Source organism: Streptomyces zhaozhouensis, assembly GCF_900230195.1.
In the GTDB taxonomy this organism is placed as follows: Bacteria; Actinomycetota; Actinomycetes; order Streptomycetales; family Streptomycetaceae; genus Streptomyces; species Streptomyces zhaozhouensis.
Genome location: NZ_OCNE01000001.1, coordinates 429,636 through 449,056 on the forward strand (window position 1 = coordinate 429,636; position 19,421 = coordinate 449,056).

The 19,421-nt window shown below is 73.9% G+C and carries 18 protein-coding genes; 15 read left to right on the top strand and 3 right to left on the bottom strand.

Annotated features, from left to right (window positions below):
- The first annotated feature begins 107 nt into the window (after window positions 1-107).
- The 11 genes from CRP51_RS01970 to CRP51_RS02020 all read left to right on the top strand — a co-directional run bounded on the left by CRP51_RS01970 (window position 108) and on the right by CRP51_RS02020 (window position 10,993).
- On the top strand, window positions 108-770 hold the full coding sequence (locus tag CRP51_RS01970; RefSeq protein ID WP_245880301.1) for a biliverdin-producing heme oxygenase: 663 nt from the start codon (window positions 108-110) through the stop codon (window positions 768-770).
- Window positions 771-971: 201 nt separating this feature from the next.
- Window positions 972-2,246 carry an ABC transporter substrate-binding protein gene (locus tag CRP51_RS01975; protein ID WP_170970399.1) on the top strand — a complete coding sequence of 425 codons (1,275 nt, stop codon included), beginning with the start codon at window positions 972-974 and terminating at the stop codon, window positions 2,244-2,246.
- Window positions 2,243-3,211 (top strand): carbohydrate ABC transporter permease, encoded by a 969-nt coding sequence (locus tag CRP51_RS01980; RefSeq protein WP_097229150.1) that lies wholly within the window; start codon window positions 2,243-2,245, stop codon window positions 3,209-3,211. The genes CRP51_RS01975 and CRP51_RS01980 overlap by 4 nt, the downstream gene beginning before the upstream one ends.
- Window positions 3,208-4,047, top strand: coding sequence for a carbohydrate ABC transporter permease (locus tag CRP51_RS01985; RefSeq protein WP_245880302.1), 840 nt, complete (start codon window positions 3,208-3,210; stop codon window positions 4,045-4,047). The genes CRP51_RS01980 and CRP51_RS01985 overlap by 4 nt, the downstream gene beginning before the upstream one ends.
- Before the next feature lie 85 nt (window positions 4,048-4,132).
- A complete protein-coding gene (locus tag CRP51_RS01990; protein ID WP_097229151.1) occupies window positions 4,133-4,864 on the top strand; it encodes a DUF7873 family protein in 732 nt (243 codons plus the stop codon).
- Window positions 4,865-5,351: 487 nt separating this feature from the next.
- On the top strand, window positions 5,352-5,831 hold the full coding sequence (locus CRP51_RS01995) for a macro domain-containing protein (RefSeq protein ID WP_097229152.1): 480 nt from the start codon (window positions 5,352-5,354) through the stop codon (window positions 5,829-5,831).
- A 152-nt stretch (window positions 5,832-5,983) separates the two neighbouring features.
- Window positions 5,984-7,459 carry a serine/threonine-protein kinase gene (locus CRP51_RS02000; RefSeq protein ID WP_097229153.1) on the top strand — a complete coding sequence of 492 codons (1,476 nt, stop codon included), beginning with the start codon at window positions 5,984-5,986 and terminating at the stop codon, window positions 7,457-7,459.
- A gap of 217 nt (window positions 7,460-7,676) precedes the next feature.
- Window positions 7,677-9,281: an alpha-amylase family glycosyl hydrolase gene (locus tag CRP51_RS02005; RefSeq protein WP_097229154.1), complete on the top strand. Its 1,605-nt coding sequence runs from the start codon at window positions 7,677-7,679 to the stop codon at window positions 9,279-9,281.
- Between the two features lie 66 nt (window positions 9,282-9,347).
- Window positions 9,348-10,025 (top strand): YoaK family protein, encoded by a 678-nt coding sequence (locus tag CRP51_RS02010; protein ID WP_097229155.1) that lies wholly within the window; start codon window positions 9,348-9,350, stop codon window positions 10,023-10,025.
- Window positions 10,026-10,152: 127 nt separating this feature from the next.
- Window positions 10,153-10,599, top strand: coding sequence for a VOC family protein (locus CRP51_RS02015; RefSeq protein WP_097229156.1), 447 nt, complete (start codon window positions 10,153-10,155; stop codon window positions 10,597-10,599).
- A gap of 103 nt (window positions 10,600-10,702) precedes the next feature.
- The gene (locus CRP51_RS02020; protein WP_097229157.1) at window positions 10,703-10,993 is read left to right on the top strand and encodes a hypothetical protein; all 291 of its coding nucleotides are present in this window, start codon (window positions 10,703-10,705) and stop codon (window positions 10,991-10,993) included.
- 36 nt (window positions 10,994-11,029) lie between these two features.
- Here CRP51_RS02020 and CRP51_RS02025 read toward each other — a convergent pair whose 3' ends face one another.
- Complete coding sequence (locus tag CRP51_RS02025; protein ID WP_097229158.1) at window positions 11,030-11,998, bottom strand: threonine ammonia-lyase; 969 nt, start codon at window positions 11,996-11,998, stop codon at window positions 11,030-11,032.
- A 117-nt stretch (window positions 11,999-12,115) separates the two neighbouring features.
- Here CRP51_RS02025 and CRP51_RS02030 point away from each other — a divergent pair, with 117 nt between their 5' ends.
- A complete protein-coding gene (locus CRP51_RS02030) occupies window positions 12,116-13,048 on the top strand; it encodes a LysR family transcriptional regulator (protein WP_097229159.1) in 933 nt (310 codons plus the stop codon).
- Window positions 13,049-13,123: 75 nt separating this feature from the next.
- Here CRP51_RS02030 and CRP51_RS02035 read toward each other — a convergent pair whose 3' ends face one another.
- Entirely contained in the window at window positions 13,124-14,629 is a 1,506-nt protein-coding gene (locus CRP51_RS02035) for an HtaA domain-containing protein (protein ID WP_097229160.1), read from the bottom strand.
- On the bottom strand, window positions 14,626-16,155 hold the full coding sequence (locus CRP51_RS02040; RefSeq protein ID WP_097229422.1) for an HtaA domain-containing protein: 1,530 nt from the start codon (window positions 16,153-16,155) through the stop codon (window positions 14,626-14,628). The genes CRP51_RS02035 and CRP51_RS02040 overlap by 4 nt, the downstream gene beginning before the upstream one ends.
- Window positions 16,156-16,291: 136 nt before the next feature.
- Between CRP51_RS02040 and CRP51_RS02045 the strand changes: the two genes are divergently transcribed.
- From CRP51_RS02045 to CRP51_RS02055, 3 genes are read left to right on the top strand one after another with little or no spacing between them, the layout of a single operon-like run.
- Window positions 16,292-17,329 (top strand): heme/hemin ABC transporter substrate-binding protein, encoded by a 1,038-nt coding sequence (locus tag CRP51_RS02045; protein ID WP_245880304.1) that lies wholly within the window; start codon window positions 16,292-16,294, stop codon window positions 17,327-17,329.
- Window positions 17,326-18,447, top strand: coding sequence for a FecCD family ABC transporter permease (locus CRP51_RS02050; protein WP_097229161.1), 1,122 nt, complete (start codon window positions 17,326-17,328; stop codon window positions 18,445-18,447). Before CRP51_RS02045 ends, CRP51_RS02050 begins: the two co-directional genes overlap by 4 nt.
- Window positions 18,444-19,298, top strand: a complete 855-nt coding sequence (locus tag CRP51_RS02055) for a heme ABC transporter ATP-binding protein (protein WP_245880305.1) — start codon at window positions 18,444-18,446, stop codon at window positions 19,296-19,298. The genes CRP51_RS02050 and CRP51_RS02055 overlap by 4 nt, the downstream gene beginning before the upstream one ends.
- Window positions 19,299-19,421: the final 123 nt, after the last annotated feature.

Sequence of the window (19,421 nt, forward strand, 5' to 3'; positions counted from 1 at the left end):
GTTACCGACAAGCTGTCGGGAACTCCTTGACTTAGGTAAGCCTAAGTAGCCAGTATGGCGGGGCGCGGCGGGCTGTCGCGCCCCGCCCCAGGCTCTGGAGGTCACGCGTGACCGTGCTCGACGCCACCCCCGCCCCGTTCTCCGCCCTGATCCGCCGGGCCTCGCACGCCCAGCACGAGGCGGCGCACGACTCCTCGTTCATGGACGACCTGCTGGGAGGCCGGCTCGGGGTCGGGAGCTTCCGCCGCTACACCGAGCAACTGTGGTTCGTCTACCGGGCGTTGGAGCGGCCGGCCGGCGCGCTGGCCGAGGACCCGGTGGCCGGGCCCTTCGTGCGGCCCGAGCTGTTCCGCGTCCCCTCGCTGGAGCGCGATCTGGACCATCTGCACGGGGGCGCGGACTGGCGCGCCGCGGTGGCGCCGCTGCCGGCCACCGGGCGGTACACGGAGCGGATCGCCGAGGTCGCCGAGGGCTGGCCGGGCGGCTATGTCGCGCACCACTACACCCGCTACCTGGGCGACCTCTCCGGCGGCCAGGTGGTGCGGAACGTCGCCGAGAAGACCTGGGGTCTGGCGCGGCGCGGCGACGGGGTGCGGTTCTACGTCTTCGACGCGGTCCCCAACCCGGCCGCCTTCAAGCGCGAGTACCGGGCGGCGCTGGACGCGATCGCCGTGGACCACGCGGAGCGGGAGCGGATCGTCGAGGAGTGCCGCCTGGCCTTCGAGCTGAACATCACGCTGCTGCGCGAGCTGGCGGCCGGCGAGGAGTGAGCCGGGCCGGCCGGCGCGGGTCCCGGGGGGCGATCGACGGCCGCCCCTTCGGGACCTTTCCGGTGAATATTTCCGATTAACGCGTTTTTAGCTTGGTCTGCGCTGACGGAAACGGGACTCTGAGGCCCTTGGAACGCGGGTCTTCTCAAGGAGCACGTCCTGAGTACGTCGATCAGCAGCAGCGCAAGGGCGTTCTGGGCCGTGTCCGCTCTGCTGGCCACCGCCGCCTGCGGATCGGCCGGTGCCGACGCGGCATCGGTCGACCCCGAGCGGGTGGGCCCGGCCAGCGGTGACATCACCTGGTACGCCATCAACTTCGGCCCCGAGGGTTTCCCCGAGCAGTTGGTCGCGGCCTTCGAGAAGGCCCACCCCGAGATCAACGTGGACTTCCAGCCGGCCCCCAACAACACCGACACCATGCGGGCCACCCTGACCACGGAGATCACCGGCGGCTCCAGCGCCGTCGACGTCTACAACGGCGACCTGGTCTGGCCCGCGCAGTTCGGCGACGCGCAGCTGGCGATGCCGCTGGACGAACATCTCCCCGACGACTTCTGGGACCGCTACCCCGACGAGCGCTCCCGGCTCACCGAGTACGACGGCAACCATCTGGCGGCGCCGCTCTACGTCGACTCCGGCTTCCTCTACTACCGCAAGGACCTGCTGGAGAAGCACGGTCTGGAGAAGCCGAGGACCTGGCAGGAGCTGGCCGAGTCGGCCGAGCGGCTCCAGGACGAGGGCGAGGTCGACTTCGGCTACGTCGGGCAGTGGGCCAACTACGAGGGCCTGACCGTCAACTGGACCGAGCTGTCGGCCGCGGCCGGCGGCCGGAGCGTCTCCGAGGACGGCTCGAAGGCGGCCATCGACTCGCCGGAGAACCGCGCGGTGCTGGACTTCATGCGACAGATGCTGGACAGCGGCGTGGTGCCGTCGGCCACCACCAGCTTCCAGGAGCAGCAGTCGCTCCAGACCTTCGTCGACGGCGAGGCCGCCTTCCACCGCAACTGGTCCCACGGCTGGGGCATGGCCAACGACCCGCTCGCCTCGCAGGTCGTCGACAAGGTGGGCGTGATGCCGATGCCCGGCTTCGAGGGCGGCGAGGAGAAGGGCCGCTCGGCCGCCGGCGGCTGGAACCTGATGGTCAACCCGCACAGCGAGCGGATCGGCGCGGCGCTGGTCTTCATCGACTGGATGACCGGCCCGGAGGCCCAGCGGCTGATGGCCGAGAACTCGGTGCTGCCGGCCAACGAGGACGTGCTCAACGACGAGGGGCTCCAGAAGGAGAACCCGGTCCTGGAGGTCGCCGCCGACCTCGACCTGGTCGCCCGCCCGGCCCAGACGCCTCGTTACCCGCAGATCAGCCACGGCATCTACACCAACATCAACGGCTCCCTGGCCGGCTCGTCCCCGACCGCGAACGCGCTGCGGGCGGCGGAGGACGACATCCGACGCGCACTGGAGGACCGAGCCCTATGAGCGGTGGCAGAGCGCGGACGGAGTCCCCCAGGACCGAACCCCGGCGGGCGTTGCCCCAGGAGTCGGGGCGCTCGGAGCTGGACCGGAAGTTCGCGCGGCTGGGCTGGCTCTTCACCGTGCCGGCGATGCTGGTGGTGCTCGCCGTCACCCTCTTCCCCATCGCCTTCTCCGTCGCGATGAGCCTGAGCCACGTCACGGTCTCCGCCGACGGCTTCCAGCTGTCCGGCTTCACCGGCGAGCACTACAAGCTGCTGCTCCAGTCGGACCGCTGGCGCCACGCGGTGGTCTTCACCGTGCTCTACACCATCGGCACCGTCGTCGCCGAGCTGGTCCTCGGCACCCTGATCGCGCTGGTGCTGGAGCAGCTCTCCGGCGGGCGCGGCTGGATGATGGCGCTGCTGCTGCTTCCCTGGGCCATGATCACGGTGGTCTCGGCGCAGCTGTGGGCCTACATGTACAACGGCGTCTACGGCGTGCTGACCGCGATGACCGAGGGGCTGACGGGCACGCCGTTCCAGTTCCTCGGCACCCCGCTGCCCGCGGTGCTCTCGATGGCGGCGGCGGACGTCTGGAAGACCACGCCGTTCGTGGCGATCATCGTGCTGGCCGGGCTGATGATGCTGCCCAGCGACGTGGTGGAGGCCGCGCGCGTGGACGGCGCCGGCGCCTGGACCGCGTTCTGGAAGGTGCGACTGCCGCTGCTGCGGCCCGCGTTGGTGATCGCGGTGCTCTTCCGGGTCCTCCAGGCGTTCGGCATCTTCGACCTGCCCTTCGTGCTCACCGGCGGCGGTCCGGGCGACGCGACGGAGTCGCTGGCGCTGCTGGGCTGGCACGTGATGTTCACCAACCTGGACTTCGGCCCGGGAGCCGCCGTGGCGGCCAGCACCGCGGCGCTCGTGCTGGTGGGCTGTCTGATCTTCCTGCGGGCCTTCAAGGCGCGGGTGGGCGACGAGGAGACGCAGTGAATGTTCGACCCCGTGTGGGCTTCCACTTCCGCTGGGCGCACCTGTGGGCGCTGCTGGTCGCGCTGTTCGTGGCCGCGCCGCTGTACTGGATGGCCGTCAGCTCCCTCAAGCCGCTGGAGGAGGTGGGCGCCAACCCGCCGACGGCGTGGCCGGAGACGCTGACCTTCGAGAACTACCGGCAGGCGTTCACCGACAACAACTTCGGCCGCTACCTGCTGAACTCCGCCGCCGTCTCGCTGCTCGCCACCGGCCTCGTGCTGGCGCTGAGCGCGTTCGCCGGCTACGCGCTGGCGCGGCTGCCGCTGCGCGGCAAGTCGCCGATCATGGTGGCGCTGCTGATGATCTCGCTCTTCCCGACGATCGCGCTGGCCGCGCCGCTCTTCCTGCTGATGCGGGAGGTCGGCTGGCTCAACAGCTACCAGGGCCTGATCCTGGTCTACACGGCGCTCAACATCCCGTTCGCGATCTGGATCCTGCGGAACTTCTTCCTCCAGATCCCCAAGGAGATGGAGGAGGTCGCCTGGGTGGACGGCGCCTCCCCCGTGCGGACCGTGCTGCGGGTGATCCTGCCGCAGGCGCTGCCCGGGATGTTCACGGCCGCGATCTTCACGTTCACCGCCTGCTGGACCGAGTTCCTGATCGGCCTCACGCTCAACACGGCCGACGACTACCGGACGATGCCGGTCGGCGTGGCGCTCTTCGGCTCCACCTTCACCGTTCCCTACGGCACGATCTTCGCTGCCGCGACGGTCTCGGTGCTGCCCATCGCGCTGCTGGTGCTGGTCTTCCGCCGGGCCGTGGTCTCGGGCCTGACCTCGGGCGCCGTCAAGGGGTGACGGGCGTGGGGCCGCCGGGCCGGAAACCCCGGTGCACGGCGCGGGACCGCTCGGATAGCGTGGCCGTTGTTCGAAGGGGGAGATCGTGGCGAAGCTCAATCAGATCATCGCCGTCGAGAAGGGCGCCAAGAGCAGGACGGCTCAGGACGTCGCGGCGGCCCATCGCGAGGTGCAGAAGCCCGCGTCGCTGGCCGGCATATCGCGCACCTACCAGCCGAAGGACGAGGAGGGCGAGCAACTGCCGCCCGAGTCGACCCGCGTTCAGGTCAAGGCCGAGACCGTGCTCAGAGAGATGGCGGCCTCGCTGACCCGGCTCTTCGACGTCACCGCGACCAAGGACTGGGCGAACTGCACGGCCCGCGCGGACGTCGTGGTCGACGGCCGGACCATCGTGCCGGACGTGCCGGTCAGCTACCTGCTCTTCCTGGAGAAGCAGCTGACCGAGGTGCACGCGTTCGTCAGGAAGCTGCCGGTGCTGGACGCCGCGGAGACCTGGTCGCTCGACCCGTCGACCGACTGGTGGAAGACCGAGCCGGTCCGCACCATCCGCACCCGCAAGGTCCCGCGCAACCACGTCAAGGCCGAGGCCACCGAGAAGCACCCGGCGCAGGTCGAGGTGTACTACGAGGATGTGCCGATCGGTTACTGGTCCACGGTGAAGTTCTCCGGCAGCCTCTCGGCCCGCCGGCTGAACGAGCTGCTGGAGCGCGTGGAGAAGCTGCAGAACGCGGTGAAGTTCGCCCGTGAGGAGGCCAACTCGACGGAGGTCGACGACCGTCGCGTCGGGGACGCGGTCTTCGGCTACCTCCTCGGCTGAACGCCCCAAGGACACCTCCGCGGTGGGGACACGGCGGAGGTCGACGCGCCCCGGACTGAGACCCCGGGAGCGCGTGAGCACAAGCTGAAACTGAACGTTCAGACTGACGGAGGCGGCTGTCAACCGCTGTGAAGCTCAGACTCTCGCTCAAGATTCAGCATCGCCGCCGATCGCCGGAGCGACCGGGGACGGACACGCCGTCGCATGCGAGTTCGACTCTCGCCTGCACCTCTCCGTGGTGCGGTAGTTCAAAGGTAGAACACGACGGCATGACCCTGATCCGTCCCCTCTTCAACGGCTCGGGCGTGCGTATCAGGCGGTACCCCAGGGACCCGGGAGAGGGCAAAACTCCCGGGTCCCGTCTTCGTCTCCGCCTACAGCCCTTCGTGCGCGAAGGCGCCTTCCCCGACACGGTGCGGGCCGGGCGTCACGGCTGAGGCGTCGAAACCCGTGGCCAACGCCTCCGCCGGTGGCCGAAACTGGGGGGATGACGAGCACGTTGCGGATCATCGCGGGGGACGCCACCGAGCCGCAGGCGAAGGGGGCGAAGATCATCGCTCATGTCTGCAACGACCGGGGTGGCTGGGGCAAGGGCTTCGTGCTGGCGCTGTCGCGGCGGTGGCCGGAGCCGGAGCGTGACTACCGGCTCTGGTACCGGGGGCGGGCGGGGAACGACTTCGGGCTGGGCGCGGTGCGGCTGGTCCGGGTGCGGCCGGATCTCCAGGTGGCGAACATGATCGGTCAGCACGGGACGAAGACCGGCAGCAACGGGCCGCCGATCCGTTACGAGGCGGTCGAACGCTGTCTGACCGCCGTCGCCGAGCGGGCGCTGGCCGAGGAGGCGTCCGTGCACATGCCCCGGATCGGCTGCGGCCTGGCCGGCGGGAAGTGGGAGCGGATCGAGCCGATCATCCGGCGGACGCTGTGCGCGAGGTCGGTGCCCACCACCGTCTACGACCGGCCGTGAGGACGTGCGCGAGGCGTCCTCCGGGCGCCCTTCTCGTAGCGGGGTCGTAGCGGGGCGGCACGGGTCTCACCGGCGGCGTCACCGGGATCCGCCCGTGCGCGCGCCGAGACGGCCGTCTTCGCGGGGGCGCGGGCGCCTCGTATGCTGACCCCGTGGAGCGGGGGAAGCTGATCGCGGACCGTTACGAGCTGACCGGCCGTCTCGGCCGGGGCGGCATGGGCGAGGTGTGGGCCGCGCGGGATCGCGTGCTCCGCCGTGAGGTCGCGCTCAAGCTGCTGGATCTCGACGGGATCGACCACGCCGACCTGCGCCAGCGGTTCGACCGTGAGGCGGTCGCCGCCGCCCAGATCGTCCACCCCCACGTCGCCGCCCTGTACGACCGGGGCGTCCACGACGACGTGCTGTTCCTGGTCATGGAGAAGGTGGAGGGCCAGACGCTCGCGGCGCGTCTCCAGGCTGCCAGCCCCTTCCCCCTGACGCGTGCCGTGGCCGTCGCCGTCGGCGTCTGCGCCGCGCTGGAGGCCGCCCACCGGGCCCGGGTCATCCACTACGACATCAAGCCCCACAACGTGATCCTCGCCGACGACGGGCTGGTGAAGGTCATCGACTTCGGGATCGCCGGGTTCGTCCAGGCCGCGTTCACCGTGGCGCGCTCCTCCCAGCTGGTCCCGGCCGGAACGCCGGAGTTCGGCGCGCCGGAGCAGTTCCTCACGGAGCGCGGCGACGAGCGCTCCGACCTGTACGCGCTCGGTGGAATGCTCTTCGCGATGCTCGCCGGCCGGCCGCCGTTCACCGGGCACAACAGCATCGCGGTCGTGCGGCGCAAGCTCGACGAGGAGGCCCCGTCCCTCGACACGGTCGCCTCCGGCCTGCCGCCGGAGGTGACCGCGCTCGTCGCGGAACTGCTGCGGCGGGACCCCGACCGGCGCCCCCAGTCGGCACAGCTGGTCCAGCGGCGGCTCCAGGCGATAGCGGCGTCGTGCGCGGCGGCGGACGCTCCCACCGTGCTGGTGCCCCCGGCCACCCGCCCGATGGCCGACGTCACGCGGCGCGCGCCTCAGCCGCCCGCTCCCGGTTCCTGGGACCGCGTCTCCACCGACGAGACGCCGTTCACCCCGGACGCCCTGCTGCCCCGGCGGTTCACCAACGACCTGGGCGTCGCGTTCGCGCGGATCGCCGAGGACACCCGCCCCTCCCGTGAGGCCGGCCCCGGCGACCTGGCCGAGGATCTCGCGCGCCGCGGCTGCGCCGAAGTGGTCGTCGGCGTCTACGCGGAGCAGCCGGGTCCGCACGCCACGCCAGAGAACCCCGTCTGCGTCTCCGTCCAGGTCTTCGCGTTCCCCGACGTGGCGACGGCCCGGGACGCGCACGGCCACCTGGGCGACGGGGGAGGGGCGTGGCGCCTCACGATCTGGGGCGCCCGCGACGGGGGCGGTCTCGTCCCCTGCCCCGACGAGGTCCGCCGGAGCCACAGATGGCGGTGGACCTCGCGCGAACACCGCTACCTGGCGGCGGCGCTGGCCTACCGCGCCGACCTCACCACCGACAGCTCCGTCGGCCCCTGGCTCGCCGCGGCCGCCAGCCGGGCCGCGACCTCCGCCGGGCCGCGGAACCACCACGGCGTGTAGGCGTTCTGCCCGGGGAGGCGGTGGACGGTGACGCGGGCCCCGGCCGCCAACCCCCGCCAGCCGCGTCCCCGACCTCACAGGGCGATACGCCCGGAGACCCTAGGCCGGGCGGGGGGTGATCGGCGATGATCGTCCGGATTGGGTCGCACGTCTGAGACCGTGTCGAGCATCCGAGACCGCCGCGCGACGCGGCCCCCACCCGCACGAAAGGTCCCGCATGTCGCCCTTCCGTCCCGCTCCCAGCTGGCTGGCCGACGCCGTCCTCTACCAGATCTATCCGCAGAGCTTCGCCGACTCCGACGGCGACGGCATCGGCGACTTCGCCGGGGTCACCGCGCACCTGGACCATCTGGCCTGGCTCGGGGTGAACACGGTGTGGCTCAACCCGTGCTTCGCCTCGCCGTTCAACGACGCCGGCTACGACGTCTCGGACTACCTGCGGGTCGCGCCGCGCTACGGGACGCAGGACCAACTGGCCGAGCTGGTGGAGGCCGCCGCGCGGCGTTCGATCCGGGTCATGCTCGACCTGGTGGCCGGGCACACCTCCGACCAACACGCCTGGTTCCAGGCGGCGGTCGACGACCCGGACGACGACCGCTACATCTGGACGGACCGGACGGACGGCGCGCTGCCGCCGGGGTTCGTCGCCTCGCCGGGGAGCCGGCCCGGCGGCTATCTGCCCAACTTCTTCGACAGCCAGCCGGCGTTGAACTTCGGCTACGCCCGCCCGCACCCCGACGAGCCCTGGCGGCTTCCGGTGGACGCGCCGGGCCCGAGGGCCAACCGGGCGGCGCTGCGCGAGGTGATGGACCACTGGCTCGGCCTGGGACTGGCCGGCTTCCGCGTGGACATGGCGCACTCCCTGGTCAAGGACGACCCCGGCATGGGGGCGACCGGCGCGCTCTGGAGCGAGCTGCGCGGCTGGCTGGACGAGGCGCACCCGCACGCCGCGCTGCTGGCGGAGTGGGGCGATCCCTCGACGTCGGTGCCGGCCGGCTTCCACTCGGACTTCTTCCTCCAGTTCGGCGGACCCTCGGACGGGCTGCCGCTGCGTTCGCTGTGGAACAACGGGCAGGGCACCGTCGCCGAGCACTGGACGCAGGAGCACTGCTACTTCGACGCGGCGGGGCAGTCGTCGGCCGGCACCTTCGTCCAGGCCTGGGAGTCGGTGAGCGGGGCCATCGGCGACAAGGGGTTCATCACGCTGCCCAGCGCCAACCACGACTTCTCGCGGCTGGCCTGCGGCGACCGCACCGCCGAGCAGTTGCCGGCGGCGTTCGCGTTCCAGCTGACCTGGCCGACGCTGCCGGCGATCTACTACGGCGACGAGATCGGGATGCGCTACGTGCCCGACCTGCCGGACCACGAGGGCAGCCGCCTCGGCCCGCGCTACAACCGGGCCGGGTCGCGCACCCCGATGCAGTGGGACGGCTCTCCCAACGCGGGCTTCTCGACCGCGCCCGCCGACCAGCTGTACCTGCCGATCGACCCCGACCCGGGGCGGCCGACCGTGGCGGCCCAACGGGCGGACGAGGGCTCGCTGCTGCACCTGGTGCGGCGGCTGATCGCGCTGCGGCGCTCCCATCCGGAGCTGGGCGCGCGCTGCGCGACGGAGGTCTTCCACACCGGCTACCCGCTGGTCTACCTGCGGGGCGACCGCTTTCTCGTGGTGGTCAACCCGCGGCGGGAACGCGCGGAGTTCCCGCTGCCGAGGCCCGATCTGGCCACCGCCAGGCCCGTTCTGGGCGAGGGTGTCACGGTGGACGAGAGCGGCGTCGTGGCGGCCGGCTTCGGCTACGCGGTGCTGGACCTGCGCGGCTGAGCCGCCCCGGCGGGCCGGGGCCCGACCGGCGGACGACGACGAGGGCGAGGACGAGGGGAACGGGTCGTGCGGGTGTCCGGGGAGGCCGAACGGCTGGCGCTGGCGTTGACGTGGGTGCTCACCTTCGTCACGGGCGTGGTGGACGCGGTGGGCTTCCTCGGTCTGGACCGGGTCTTCACGGGCAACATGACGGGGAACATCGTGATCCTCGGCATGGGCGCCGCGGGCGCCGACGCTCTGCCGGTGCTCGGGCCGGCGTTGGCGTTGCTGGCCTTCGCGGGCGGGGCGCTGGCCGCCGGGGTGGCGCTGCGGGGCGCGCCGAGCGGTTGGGGGACGCGGGTGACGGCGCTGCTGGGGGCGCAGACGGTGGTGTTGGGGGCGCTCGCCGTCGGGTTGGCGCTGGCCGGCGGGGAGCCGGACGGCCCGGCGCGGCCGGCCGTGGCGGCGGCGACGGCGGCCGCGATGGGGTGTCAGGCCGCGGTCGCCCGGCGGGTGGGAGTGGCGGGGATGACCACGGTGGTGGTCACCTCGACGCTGACCGGCTGGGCGGCCGAGTCGCTGCCGAGGGGCGGGCGGGGCGCGTTCGCCAACCGGGGGACGGCCGCGATCCTGGCGATCTTCCTGGGCGCGGTGGCGGGCGCGGTGCTGCTGCGGGCCACCGAGCTCGCCGTGCCGATGGGACTGGCCGCCGCGCTGTGCGGCCTGGTGGCGCTGGTGGGGCACCGCCGGGTGCGGGGCGGCTGACGCGGGGTTCCGGGCGCCGGGCCGGTGCCCCCTTCCCGGGCGCCGCGGCGGGCGTAGGTCGCGGGGCGGAGGGCGGACCGGTCGCGGGCACGTGGTGCGGACCGGGTACCGGTGCCAGTCTGGGCGGATGAGCGAGACATGGCCCGCGCACCTGGCCGTCGGGGCGGTGCGTTTCGCCCGCCCGACCGCCAGGTTCGACGAGACGCTGACCTTCTACCGCGACGACCTGGGGCTGCCGGTGCTCGCGGAGTGGCGTGACAAGGACGGCTGGGACGGCGCGGTGCTGGGCCTGCCCGGCGCCCCGGTGCACCTGGAGGTCACCCACCATCCCCACTCGCCCCCGCCGCCCGCGCCGCACCCGGAGAACCAGCTGGTGCTCTATCTGCGCGGCCCCGAGGCGCGGGACACGGCGGCGGCGCGGCTGACCGGGCGCGGCCACCGGCCGGTGGCCGCCTCCAGCGCCTACTGGCCCGAGCGCGGCGCGGTGCTCTTCCCCGACCCGGACGGCTGGCTGGTCGTGCTGGCGCCCTGGGTCTTCGGCGTCGACCCGGTGCCGCGGCCGCCGTCCGGCTGAGACGGCCGGCCGGTGGGCGGCGGGCCCGAGGGCGCCGGGCCCGGGAGGGCTCGGCGGGCGGGGCCGGACGTTTGGGTGGGCCGGAAACGGTCAGGCGATTGTCATGGCCACACAAAGAGTAAGAACCGCTCCCCTGGCACTGGGTATCGCCGTGGTCGCCAACGTGGCCGCCGGCATCATCGCCCTGTGGATACTGCTCTACCTCGTGGACGCCAACCCGGGGAACGACCTGGTCACCGTCTCCCACGACGTGTCACGGGCGCTGGCCTTCTGGTCCTACGACCTGTTCACGTTCGACAAGGAGTGGGTCCGGGTGGTCAGCGGCTACGGCGTGGCGGCCGTGACCTATCTGCTCGTCGGCAACCTGCTCGCCTCCCGCGTGCGGCGCCTGTGACGCCGCGCCCGGCGCGGCCCCTTCAGGCGCGGCCCGTCAGGCGGGGCCGGCCAGCCGCAGCCGGCTCCTGAGCTCGTGCTCGCTGGCGTTGGCGCCGGTGCAGACCACGCCGACCCGCCGCCCGGCGAACCGTTCCGGGTGGGCCAGCAGCGCCGCGAGCCCGGCCGCGCCCGCGCCCTCGGCGAGGGTGTGCGCGTCGCGCATCAGCACCCACTGCGCCTCGCCGATCCGGTCGTCGTCGACCAGCAGGAAGTCCGCCAGCCTGGGCCCCATCAGCTGCTGGGTCAGGGCGAAGCCGGCGCCGGTCGCGAGACCCTCGGCGCGGGTGCCGTTGGGGCGGGTCAGCAGCCGGCCGGCGCGCCACGAGTCATGGGCGGCCGGGGACGCCGCGGCCTGCACGGCGATCACCTCGCAGCGCGGGGCGAGCGCCTCGGCCACCAGGCACGCGGCGGCGGCGCCGCTGCCGCCGCCCACCGGGACGACCACGATCTCCAGGTCGGGCGCCTGCTCGAACATCTCCAGGTAGGCCGTAGCGACGCCCGCCACGAGCGCCGGCTCGTCCGCCGCGCTGACCAGCCGCATTCCCCGTTCCTCGGCCAGCCTCCGCGCGTGCTCGGCGGCCTCGCCCATGTCGGCACCGGCCTCGATCAGCTCCGCGCCCAGCGCGCGGACCGCGTCCGCCTTGCACGGGTTCGGGTCGACGGGCATCACGATCACACAGGGGACACCGTGCCTGCGGGCGGCGAAAGCCAGCGACTGGGCGTGGTTGCCCGTCGAGTAGCCGACGATCCCGGTGCGCCGCTCCTCGGCGCCGAGGCTCGCCAGCAGGTTGAGGCCGCCGCGCACCTTGAACGCGCCGGTCGGCTGCACGTTCTCGTGCTTGACCAGCACGGACGCGCCGGCGGTGGCGTCGAGCGCCGGGTAGTTCCACATCGGGGTGGGCGGCAGCTGGCCGGCGAGGACGCGGCGGGCCGCCAGCGCGTCGGAGATGGTCGGCTGAAGCATGTGCGCACTGTCCCACGGGCCGACGCATAGCTCCAATGCCGGATTTCTTGGCTTTCATCGAGGACATCTATGGATGCTGGTCGCGGGCGGGACGCCGGTGGTCTACGCTGCGCGGCCATGTGGAACCTCACCAGGTTGCGAGTGCTGGTCGCGGTCGCCAGGGAGGGCTCGGTGACCGGCGCCGCCGAGGCGCTGCACTACGCCCAGCCCTCGGTCAGCCATCATCTGGCGCGGCTGGAGTCCGAGGTCGGAGTGGTGCTGGTGCGCCGGGTGGGGCGCGGGGTGCTGCTGACGGACGCCGGCCGGCTGCTGGTGGCGCGGGCCGAGGAGATCCTCGGCCGGGTGGAGTCGGCGCGCGCGGAGGTGGCGGCGCACGCCGGCCTGCGCACCGGGCGGGTGCGGCTGGCCGCGTTCCCCTCCTCGCTGGCCACCCTGGTGCCGCCGGCCGCGGCCCGGCTGGCGGCAGAACACCCCGGCGTCGACCTGGCGTTGACGGAGGCGGAGCCGCCGGCGGCGCTCACCGCGCTGCGCAACGCGGACGTGGACGCGGCGCTGGTCTTCGCGCACGACGACCCGCCGCCCGGCGACCAGCGGAACATGACGCTGACGCCGCTGCTGGAGGAACCGCTGTACCTGGTGACCCGGGCCGACCAGCCGGACGCGGAGGCGGCGGCGCCGGTGGCGCCCGCCTCGGCGGGGGAGCTGGCGGCGCACGCCGGGGACAGTTGGATCGCCGGATGCGAACGCTGCCGGGCGCATCTGGTGTCGGTGTGCGAACGGGCCGGCTTCTCGCCCAGGATCACGTTCGAGACGGACGACTATGTCGCGGTCCAGGCCCTGGTCGCCGCCGGGCTCGGGGTGAGCGTGGTGCCGGGGCTCGCCCTCGCGGCGCACCGCGACGCCCGGGTGCGGGCCGCGCCGTTGGCCGGCGAGATGCGGCGGGTGGCGCTGGCGGTCTACGGTTCCTCGCCGGCGCCGGAGCCGGTGCGGGCGTTCGCCGAGGTGCTGCGGGAGACGGTGGCCGCGCAGCGGTGGCCCGCCGCGCGGTGAGCGCGGCGACGCGGGCCGCGCCCGGCGGTCGCCCCGAGGGGCGGTCGCCGGGCGCGGACCCCGGAGGCGCCGGCGTCAGGCGACGCGGCGCACCCGCGCGTAGCGGACGGCGGCGAGGCCGCCGAGGGCGAGCACGCCCGCCGCGCCGAGCAGCGTGGCCTCCTGGCCGCCCGCTCCCGTCGCGGCCAACGCGCCCCCGCTCGCGCCCCCCTGCGGGCTGAGCCCGCCGGTCGCGCCGTCCGAGTCGCCGCCGGTCGAGCCCCCGTCGCCGTCGGGCAGGCGGGCGTCCTCGCTGAACGCCAGCGAGACCGACACCGGGTCCAGCTCCTCCCCCGCCTCGTAGAAGCCGCCGAACGCCTCGGCGCCGTCGGCCGTCAGGGTCGCCGGCACCCCGTCGAGGGCGAGGACGTCGCCCTCCGGGTTCAACGCGTCGGCGGGGACGTCGAGCTCGGCGACGGTCAGGTCGGTGTACTCGGTGACCTCGCCGGACTCGCGGTCCTTGGAGGAGACGTCCGCGACCAGGGCCCCCTCGCCGTCCGCCACCTCGACGCCGAAGGCGCTGAAGCGCAGGTCGAGTTGGCCCTCGTGACCGGTGAACCGGACGCCGCCGGCGAAGTCGCTGTCCAGCGTGGCGGCCTCGGTGTCCAGGGCGCCGGTCGCGTCGGGGAAGCGGTAGCCGTCGGCCGACTCGGTGGCGCCGCCGGTCAGTTCGACCTCGCCGCCGGCGATGGGCCCGGTGACATAGGAGCGGAAGGACTCCTTCACGCCCCAGTCCAGCCGCCCGTCCACGATCTCCCCGGACAGCGGTTCCGGCTCCTCGGAGCCGCCGGTCCCGCCCGTTCCCTCCGAGCCGCCGGTCCCGCCCGTTCCCTCCGAGCCGCCGGTCCCGCCCGGTCCCCCGGTGTCGCCGGGGTTCTCGGTGTCCGGGTCCTCCCCGCCGGCCGCGGGGGTGACGGTGAGGGTGGCCGGGTCCAGCTCGGTGCCCTCGTCGTACATCGGGGTGCCCTGGTACTCGAACGCGGTGGCGCCGTCGGCCGTCAGGGTCGCCGGGATGTCGGCGAAGACCATCGCGCCGCCCTCGCCCTGACCGGGCGCCACCCCCGTCAGGTCGAGGGTGGCGAACGCGACGTCCTCGGTGGTGGCGCCGGCGACGGTGACGTCGGCCAGGATGTGTCCCCCGGTGCCCGCGGTGACCACCCGGAGGTCGGCGAGTTCGAGGTCCAACTCCCCGTGGTGGCCGGTGAAGTGCACCGCGCCGTCGAACGCGGTGCTCACACCGTGGGTGGTCAGGTCGTAGCTGCCGCTGCCGCCGGTGAAGCGGTAGCCGTTCTCCGTGGCCTCGGCGCCGGCGGAGACCTCGGCGCTGCCGCCGGCGATCGGGCCGGTGAGGTAGCGGCGGAAGGACTCCTTGACGCCCCAGTCGAGTTGCCCGTCGGCGATCTCGATGACCTGGGCGGGCGCGGTGTCCTCGGCGGCGGCCTGGCCGGCGAACGCGGTGACGCTCAGCACGGTCGCGCACGCGACGGCGAGCAGCGGGGCGGCGCGGCGAGGGGCGCGGGCGGGGCGGGTTCCGGTGGTCATGAGCGGGGTGTCTCCTCTTCGTTCGCGGGTGGCGTCGACGACGCGGTCGGGACGGGTGGTTCTGTCGGTTCCGCCGGCTCCGCGGTGGGGGTGGCGCGGCGCCGGCGGATGAGCGGGTACGCGGCGGCGGCGAGCGCCAGCAGGGCGCCGGCGCCGATCGCCAGGGAGGTGGGGAAGCCCACGCCGCCGCCGTCGGGCGCGGCCTCGGGCTCGGGGTCGGCGGTCGGTTCCTCGTCGGCCGCCGGCGCGGCGGGGGCGGTGGGCTCGGCGCCCAGGTCGGGCAGGGGCGGCAGTTCCGCGTCCCCGGTGACGGCCAGCGCGAGGGTCAGCGGGTCCATCTCCGTTCCCTCGGGGTAGAGGCCGGCGAAGGCGCTCGCGCCCTCCTCGGTCAGCGCGGCCGGCACCTCGGCCAGCACGAGCAGCCCGTCCTCGGGGGCGAGTTTCCCGGCGGGGAAGGTGACCAGCGGCTGGTCCTCCGCACGCGTCCCCGCCACGCCGTCGTCGACGTTGGCGCGGAGGGTGCCGGTGCCGTCGGCGACCTCGACGCGCACCGCGCTCAGCGTGAGATCGAGGTCGTTGCCGGCGAAGTGGACGGCGCCCTCGAACTCGGCCTCGGCCGTACCGTTCTCCGGGTCGAGCACGCCCTCGGCGAGCGGGAAGCGGAAGAGCGCGCCGCCGTCCTGGGCGCCGTCGGTCAGCTCCCAGGCGCCCTCGGCGACGGGCCCGGTGACGTACTCGCGGAAGGTGCGGCGCACGCCCCAGTCGACGGCGGCGTCGACGAGCGCGCCGGCCTCCTCGGGCCGGTCGGCCTCGTTCTCCTCCGGGTCGTCCGCCGGGTCGCGTTCCGGCTCCTCCTCCCGCCCGTCGCCGGGGTCGGCGGGAGCCTGGCTGTCGGCGGTGAAGGAGAGCGGGTCGAGCGGGTCGCCGGCCTGGTAGTAGCCGGCGAACGCGGTCGCGCCCCGCTCGGTGAGGGTGGTCGGGGCGCCGGTGACGGCGATCTGGGTGCCGCCGCGCAGGTCGACGCCGCTCAGGTCGACCGTGGCCAGCGGCACCTGGCTGCCCTCGCTGACGCGGCCGGTGCCGCGTTCCCTGGAGCGCATGTCCGCGTGGAGGGTGCCCGTTCCGCCCGATATCGACAGCGAGGGATTGCTGATGACGAGGTCGAGTTCATGGCTGCCGTCGTCCTTCCGGTGACCGACGAAGTGCACGCCGCCGCTGTAGCCGGCGTTCAGCGTCCCGGTGTCCGGGTCGTAGTCGCCGGTGGCGGAGTGGAAACGGAACTGGCTCTCCCCGACGGTGGAGGCGCCGCCCGTCAGGCTCCAACCGCCGTTGGCTATCGGGCCGGTGACATAGGTCTGGAAGGAAGTTTTGACGCCCCAGTCCAACCTGCCGCCGGCGACCTGGCGTTCGGTGGCCGGCAGCCGTTCCGGGTGCGCGGCGCGCGCGGTGCCCGCGCTGCCGAACGGGCAGGTGAGCAGGGTCAGGGCCAGCACGAAGAGCAGTGTCGAGAGGGCGCCGCGGCGCATCGCGGCGGGCCCCTCGGACGGCACTCTGGGCAGCATGAAGGTCCTCCCACGGCACCGGGGATCGCTAAGCAAGGTTAGGCTAACCTAAGCTAACTCGAACCCGGGTGGTACCCCTCGCCAGAAAGGTGGAAGCGCGGTGGCTTCTCGTTTCGGACGACCGTTCCCGCGACTGACCGCCGCGCTGGCGCTGGCGCTCGCGCTGGCGTTGGGCGGCTGCGGCTCCTCGGAGGACGGCGCCGGCTCCTCGGACGACGGTGGCGCGGACGCGGCGGGCGGCGGGATCGTCGACCGGGTGGAGCCGTTGGAGGGCCCCGCGCCGGAACCGGTGTTGCCGACGACAGTGACCTCGGCCGACGGCGAGGAGGTGACGGTGGAGGCGGTGGAGAAGGTCGTCCCGTTGACCGGCTCACTCTCCGAGCTGGTCTTCGGGCTCGGGCTCGGCGACCGCGTGGTCGCCCGGGACGTCTCCGCCACCTTCGAACAGGCCGCGGAGCTCCCGGTGGTGACCCGGGGTCACGACGTCTCCGCCGAGGGGGTGCTCTCCCTCAGGCCCGACCTGGTGCTGGCGGAGTCGACCACCGGGCCGGACGAGGCGCTCGACCAGATCCGGGCGGCCGGCGTGCCGCTGGTGGTCGTGGACGCCGCACACGAACTGGCCGACGTCGAACGGCGGATCACCGCCGTCGCCGAGGTCCTGGGCGTGCCGGAGGCGGGCGCGGCGCTGGCGGAGCGCACGGCGGAACGGATGGACGCGGTCCGCGCCGAGCTTCCGACCGAGGGGGACCGGCCCCGGGTCGCCTTTCTCTATCTGCGGGGCGGCGCCTCGGTCTATCTGCTGGGCGGCGCGGAGTCGGGCGCGGTCTCGCTGATCGAGGCGGCCGGCGGGGTGGACGCGGGCTCCGAGTCGGGGTTGGACAAGGACTTCACGCCGATCACCAGCGAGGCGCTGGCGGCCGCGGCGCCCGACGTGATCCTGGTGATGACCAAGGGGCTCGCGTCGGTGGGCGGCGTCGACGGCCTGGTCGAGATCCCGGGCATCGCGCAGACGCCGGCCGGGATGGAGCGCCGGGTCGCCAGCGTGGACGACGGGGTGCTGCTCAACTACGGCCCGCGCACCGACCAGGTGCTGGCCTCGCTGGCGGAGCAGATCCACGCCGAGGGGTCCGCGCCATGACGGCGCCCACCGCGACCGGCCGGAGGGCCGCCGCCGAGCCGGACCCGGCCGGGCCGCCGGCCGCGCGTGAACGGGGGATGCGGGGGCCAGGTTCCGGCCGGATCGCGCTGCTGACGTCGGGGTTGGTGGCGGCGCTGGTGGCCGTCGCCCTGGTGTCGGCCGCCACCGGCGCCTACGCCATCCCGCTGGGCGACGTGGTCGACTCCGTGCTGCACCGGGCGCGGCTCGGCGGCGAACCGCTGGACCGGGTGGGCGAGAGCGTGCTGTGGGACGCGCGGCTGCCGCGTGTGGTGCTGGCGGTGCTGGTGGGGGCCGCGCTGGGCTGCGCCGGCGCGTTGATGCAGGGCGTCTTCGGCAATCCGCTGGCGGAGCCGGGGGTGATCGGGATCTCCTCGGGCGCGGCGGTCGGCGCCGTCGCCGCGATCGCGTTCGGGCTGGACTTCCTGGGCGACTGGACGATCACGGTCTTCGCCTTCGTGGCCGGGCTCGGCACGGTGCTGCTGGTCTATGTCCTCTCGCGTTCGGAGGGGCGCACGGAAGTGGTCACGTTGATCCTCACGGGGATCGCGGTGAACGCCTTCGCCGGCGCCCTGATCGGGCTGTGCGTCTTCTTCGCCGACAACGCGCAGATCTCCGGCATCACGTTCTGGCAGTTGGGCTCGCTGGCCCAGGCCACCTGGCCGAAGGTGCTGGCGGTGCTGCCCTGCGCGGCGGTCGGGCTGCTGGTCGCCCCCTGGTTCGCCCGCCGGCTCGACCTGCTGGCGCTCGGCGAACGCCCGGCCCGCCACCTGGGCGTCGACGTGGAGCGGCTGCGGGTGGTGCTGATCCTCGTCACGGCGCTGCTGACGGCGTCGGCCGTGGCGATGGCGGGGATCATCACCTTCGTCGGGCTACTGGTGCCGCACCTGCTGCGGATGGTGGCGGGCCCCGGACACCGGTTCCTGCTGCCGGGCAGCGCGTTGGGCGGCGCGCTGGTGCTGGTCTCGGCCGACCTCGTGGCGCGGACGGCGGCGCAGCCGGCGGAGCTGCCGCTGGGGGTGCTGACGGCGTTGATCGGCAGCCCGTTCTTCTTCTGGCTGTTGCGCAGGACCCGTCGGCGGCAGGGGGGTTGGGCGTGATCGGCTTTCGGACGAGGGCGGCCGAGCCGCCTTCGGCGCCCGCGGCGGGGGCGGAGCTGGCCGAGGCGGCCGGGCTGGCGGTGCGGCTGGGCGGGCGGCCGGTGCTGACGGGGATCGACCTGACGGTGCGGGCCGGTGAGGTGCTGACGCTGGTCGGGCCGAACGGCGCGGGCAAGTCGACGCTGCTGGCCGCGCTGGCCGCCGACGTCGCGCCCGCCGAGGGCCGGCTGCTGGTGGACGGCCGGCCGGCGGCCGACTGGACGGCGCGCGAACTCGCCTTTCGCCGCGCCGTGTTGCCGCAGGCCGCGACGGTCTCCTTCCCGTTCACGGTCGCGGAGGTCGTCGCCATGGGGCGGGCGCCGTGGGCCGGCACGGCGGCGGAGGACGAGGACGACGTCCGGGTCGCCGAGGCGATGGCGGCCACCGAGGTGGCGGGGTTCGCCGACCGCCCGTTCGGCGCCCTCTCCGGCGGGGAACGCGCCAGGGTGGCCCTCGCGCGGGTGCTGGCGCAGCGCACCGGGCTGCTGCTGCTGGACGAGCCGACGGCGGCGCTCGACCTGCGCCATCAGGAGCAGGTGATGCGGATCTGCCGGGAGTTGGCGGAGGCCGGGCGGGGCGTGGTGGTGGTCCTGCACGACCTGGGGCTGGCCGCCGCCTGGGCCGACCGGGCCGCCGTGCTGCGCGGGGGGCGGCTGGCGGCGGTGGGCGCGCCGGAAGAGGTGTTCACCGAGGGGCTGTTGGGCGAGGTGTACGGGCATCCGGTGCGGGTGCTGGCCGACCCGGAGACGGGGGCGCCGCTGATCGTCCCGCGCCGTCCCCGGCGCGGGGAGGCGGCGGGCGCCGACGGCTGAACGCGGGGCCGCCCGGGGGTGAACCGCACCCGCGGCGTCCGTTCGGAAGCGGAAAGTTACCGCGAACGGCGGGCAAACGACCGAGTGATGCCCTAGCCTTTTCTGCGGCAACGGCGCGCACTC

Coding starts and splice junctions, on each gene's coding strand:
- CRP51_RS01980 (WP_097229150.1), top strand. CDS start 2,243: ATGAGCGGTGGCAGAGCGCGGACGGAGTCCCCCAGGACCGAACCCCGG.
- CRP51_RS02020 (WP_097229157.1), top strand. CDS start 10,703: ATGGCCACACAAAGAGTAAGAACCGCTCCCCTGGCACTGGGTATCGCC.
- CRP51_RS02030 (WP_097229159.1), top strand. CDS start 12,116: ATGTGGAACCTCACCAGGTTGCGAGTGCTGGTCGCGGTCGCCAGGGAG.
- CRP51_RS02050 (WP_097229161.1), top strand. CDS start 17,326: ATGACGGCGCCCACCGCGACCGGCCGGAGGGCCGCCGCCGAGCCGGAC.
- CRP51_RS02025 (WP_097229158.1), bottom strand. CDS start 11,998: ATGCTTCAGCCGACCATCTCCGACGCGCTGGCGGCCCGCCGCGTCCTC.
- CRP51_RS02015 (WP_097229156.1), top strand. CDS start 10,153: ATGAGCGAGACATGGCCCGCGCACCTGGCCGTCGGGGCGGTGCGTTTC.
- CRP51_RS02040 (WP_097229422.1), bottom strand. CDS start 16,155: ATGCGCCGCGGCGCCCTCTCGACACTGCTCTTCGTGCTGGCCCTGACC.
- CRP51_RS02005 (WP_097229154.1), top strand. CDS start 7,677: ATGTCGCCCTTCCGTCCCGCTCCCAGCTGGCTGGCCGACGCCGTCCTC.
- CRP51_RS01995 (WP_097229152.1), top strand. CDS start 5,352: ATGACGAGCACGTTGCGGATCATCGCGGGGGACGCCACCGAGCCGCAG.
- CRP51_RS02035 (WP_097229160.1), bottom strand. CDS start 14,629: ATGACCACCGGAACCCGCCCCGCCCGCGCCCCTCGCCGCGCCGCCCCG.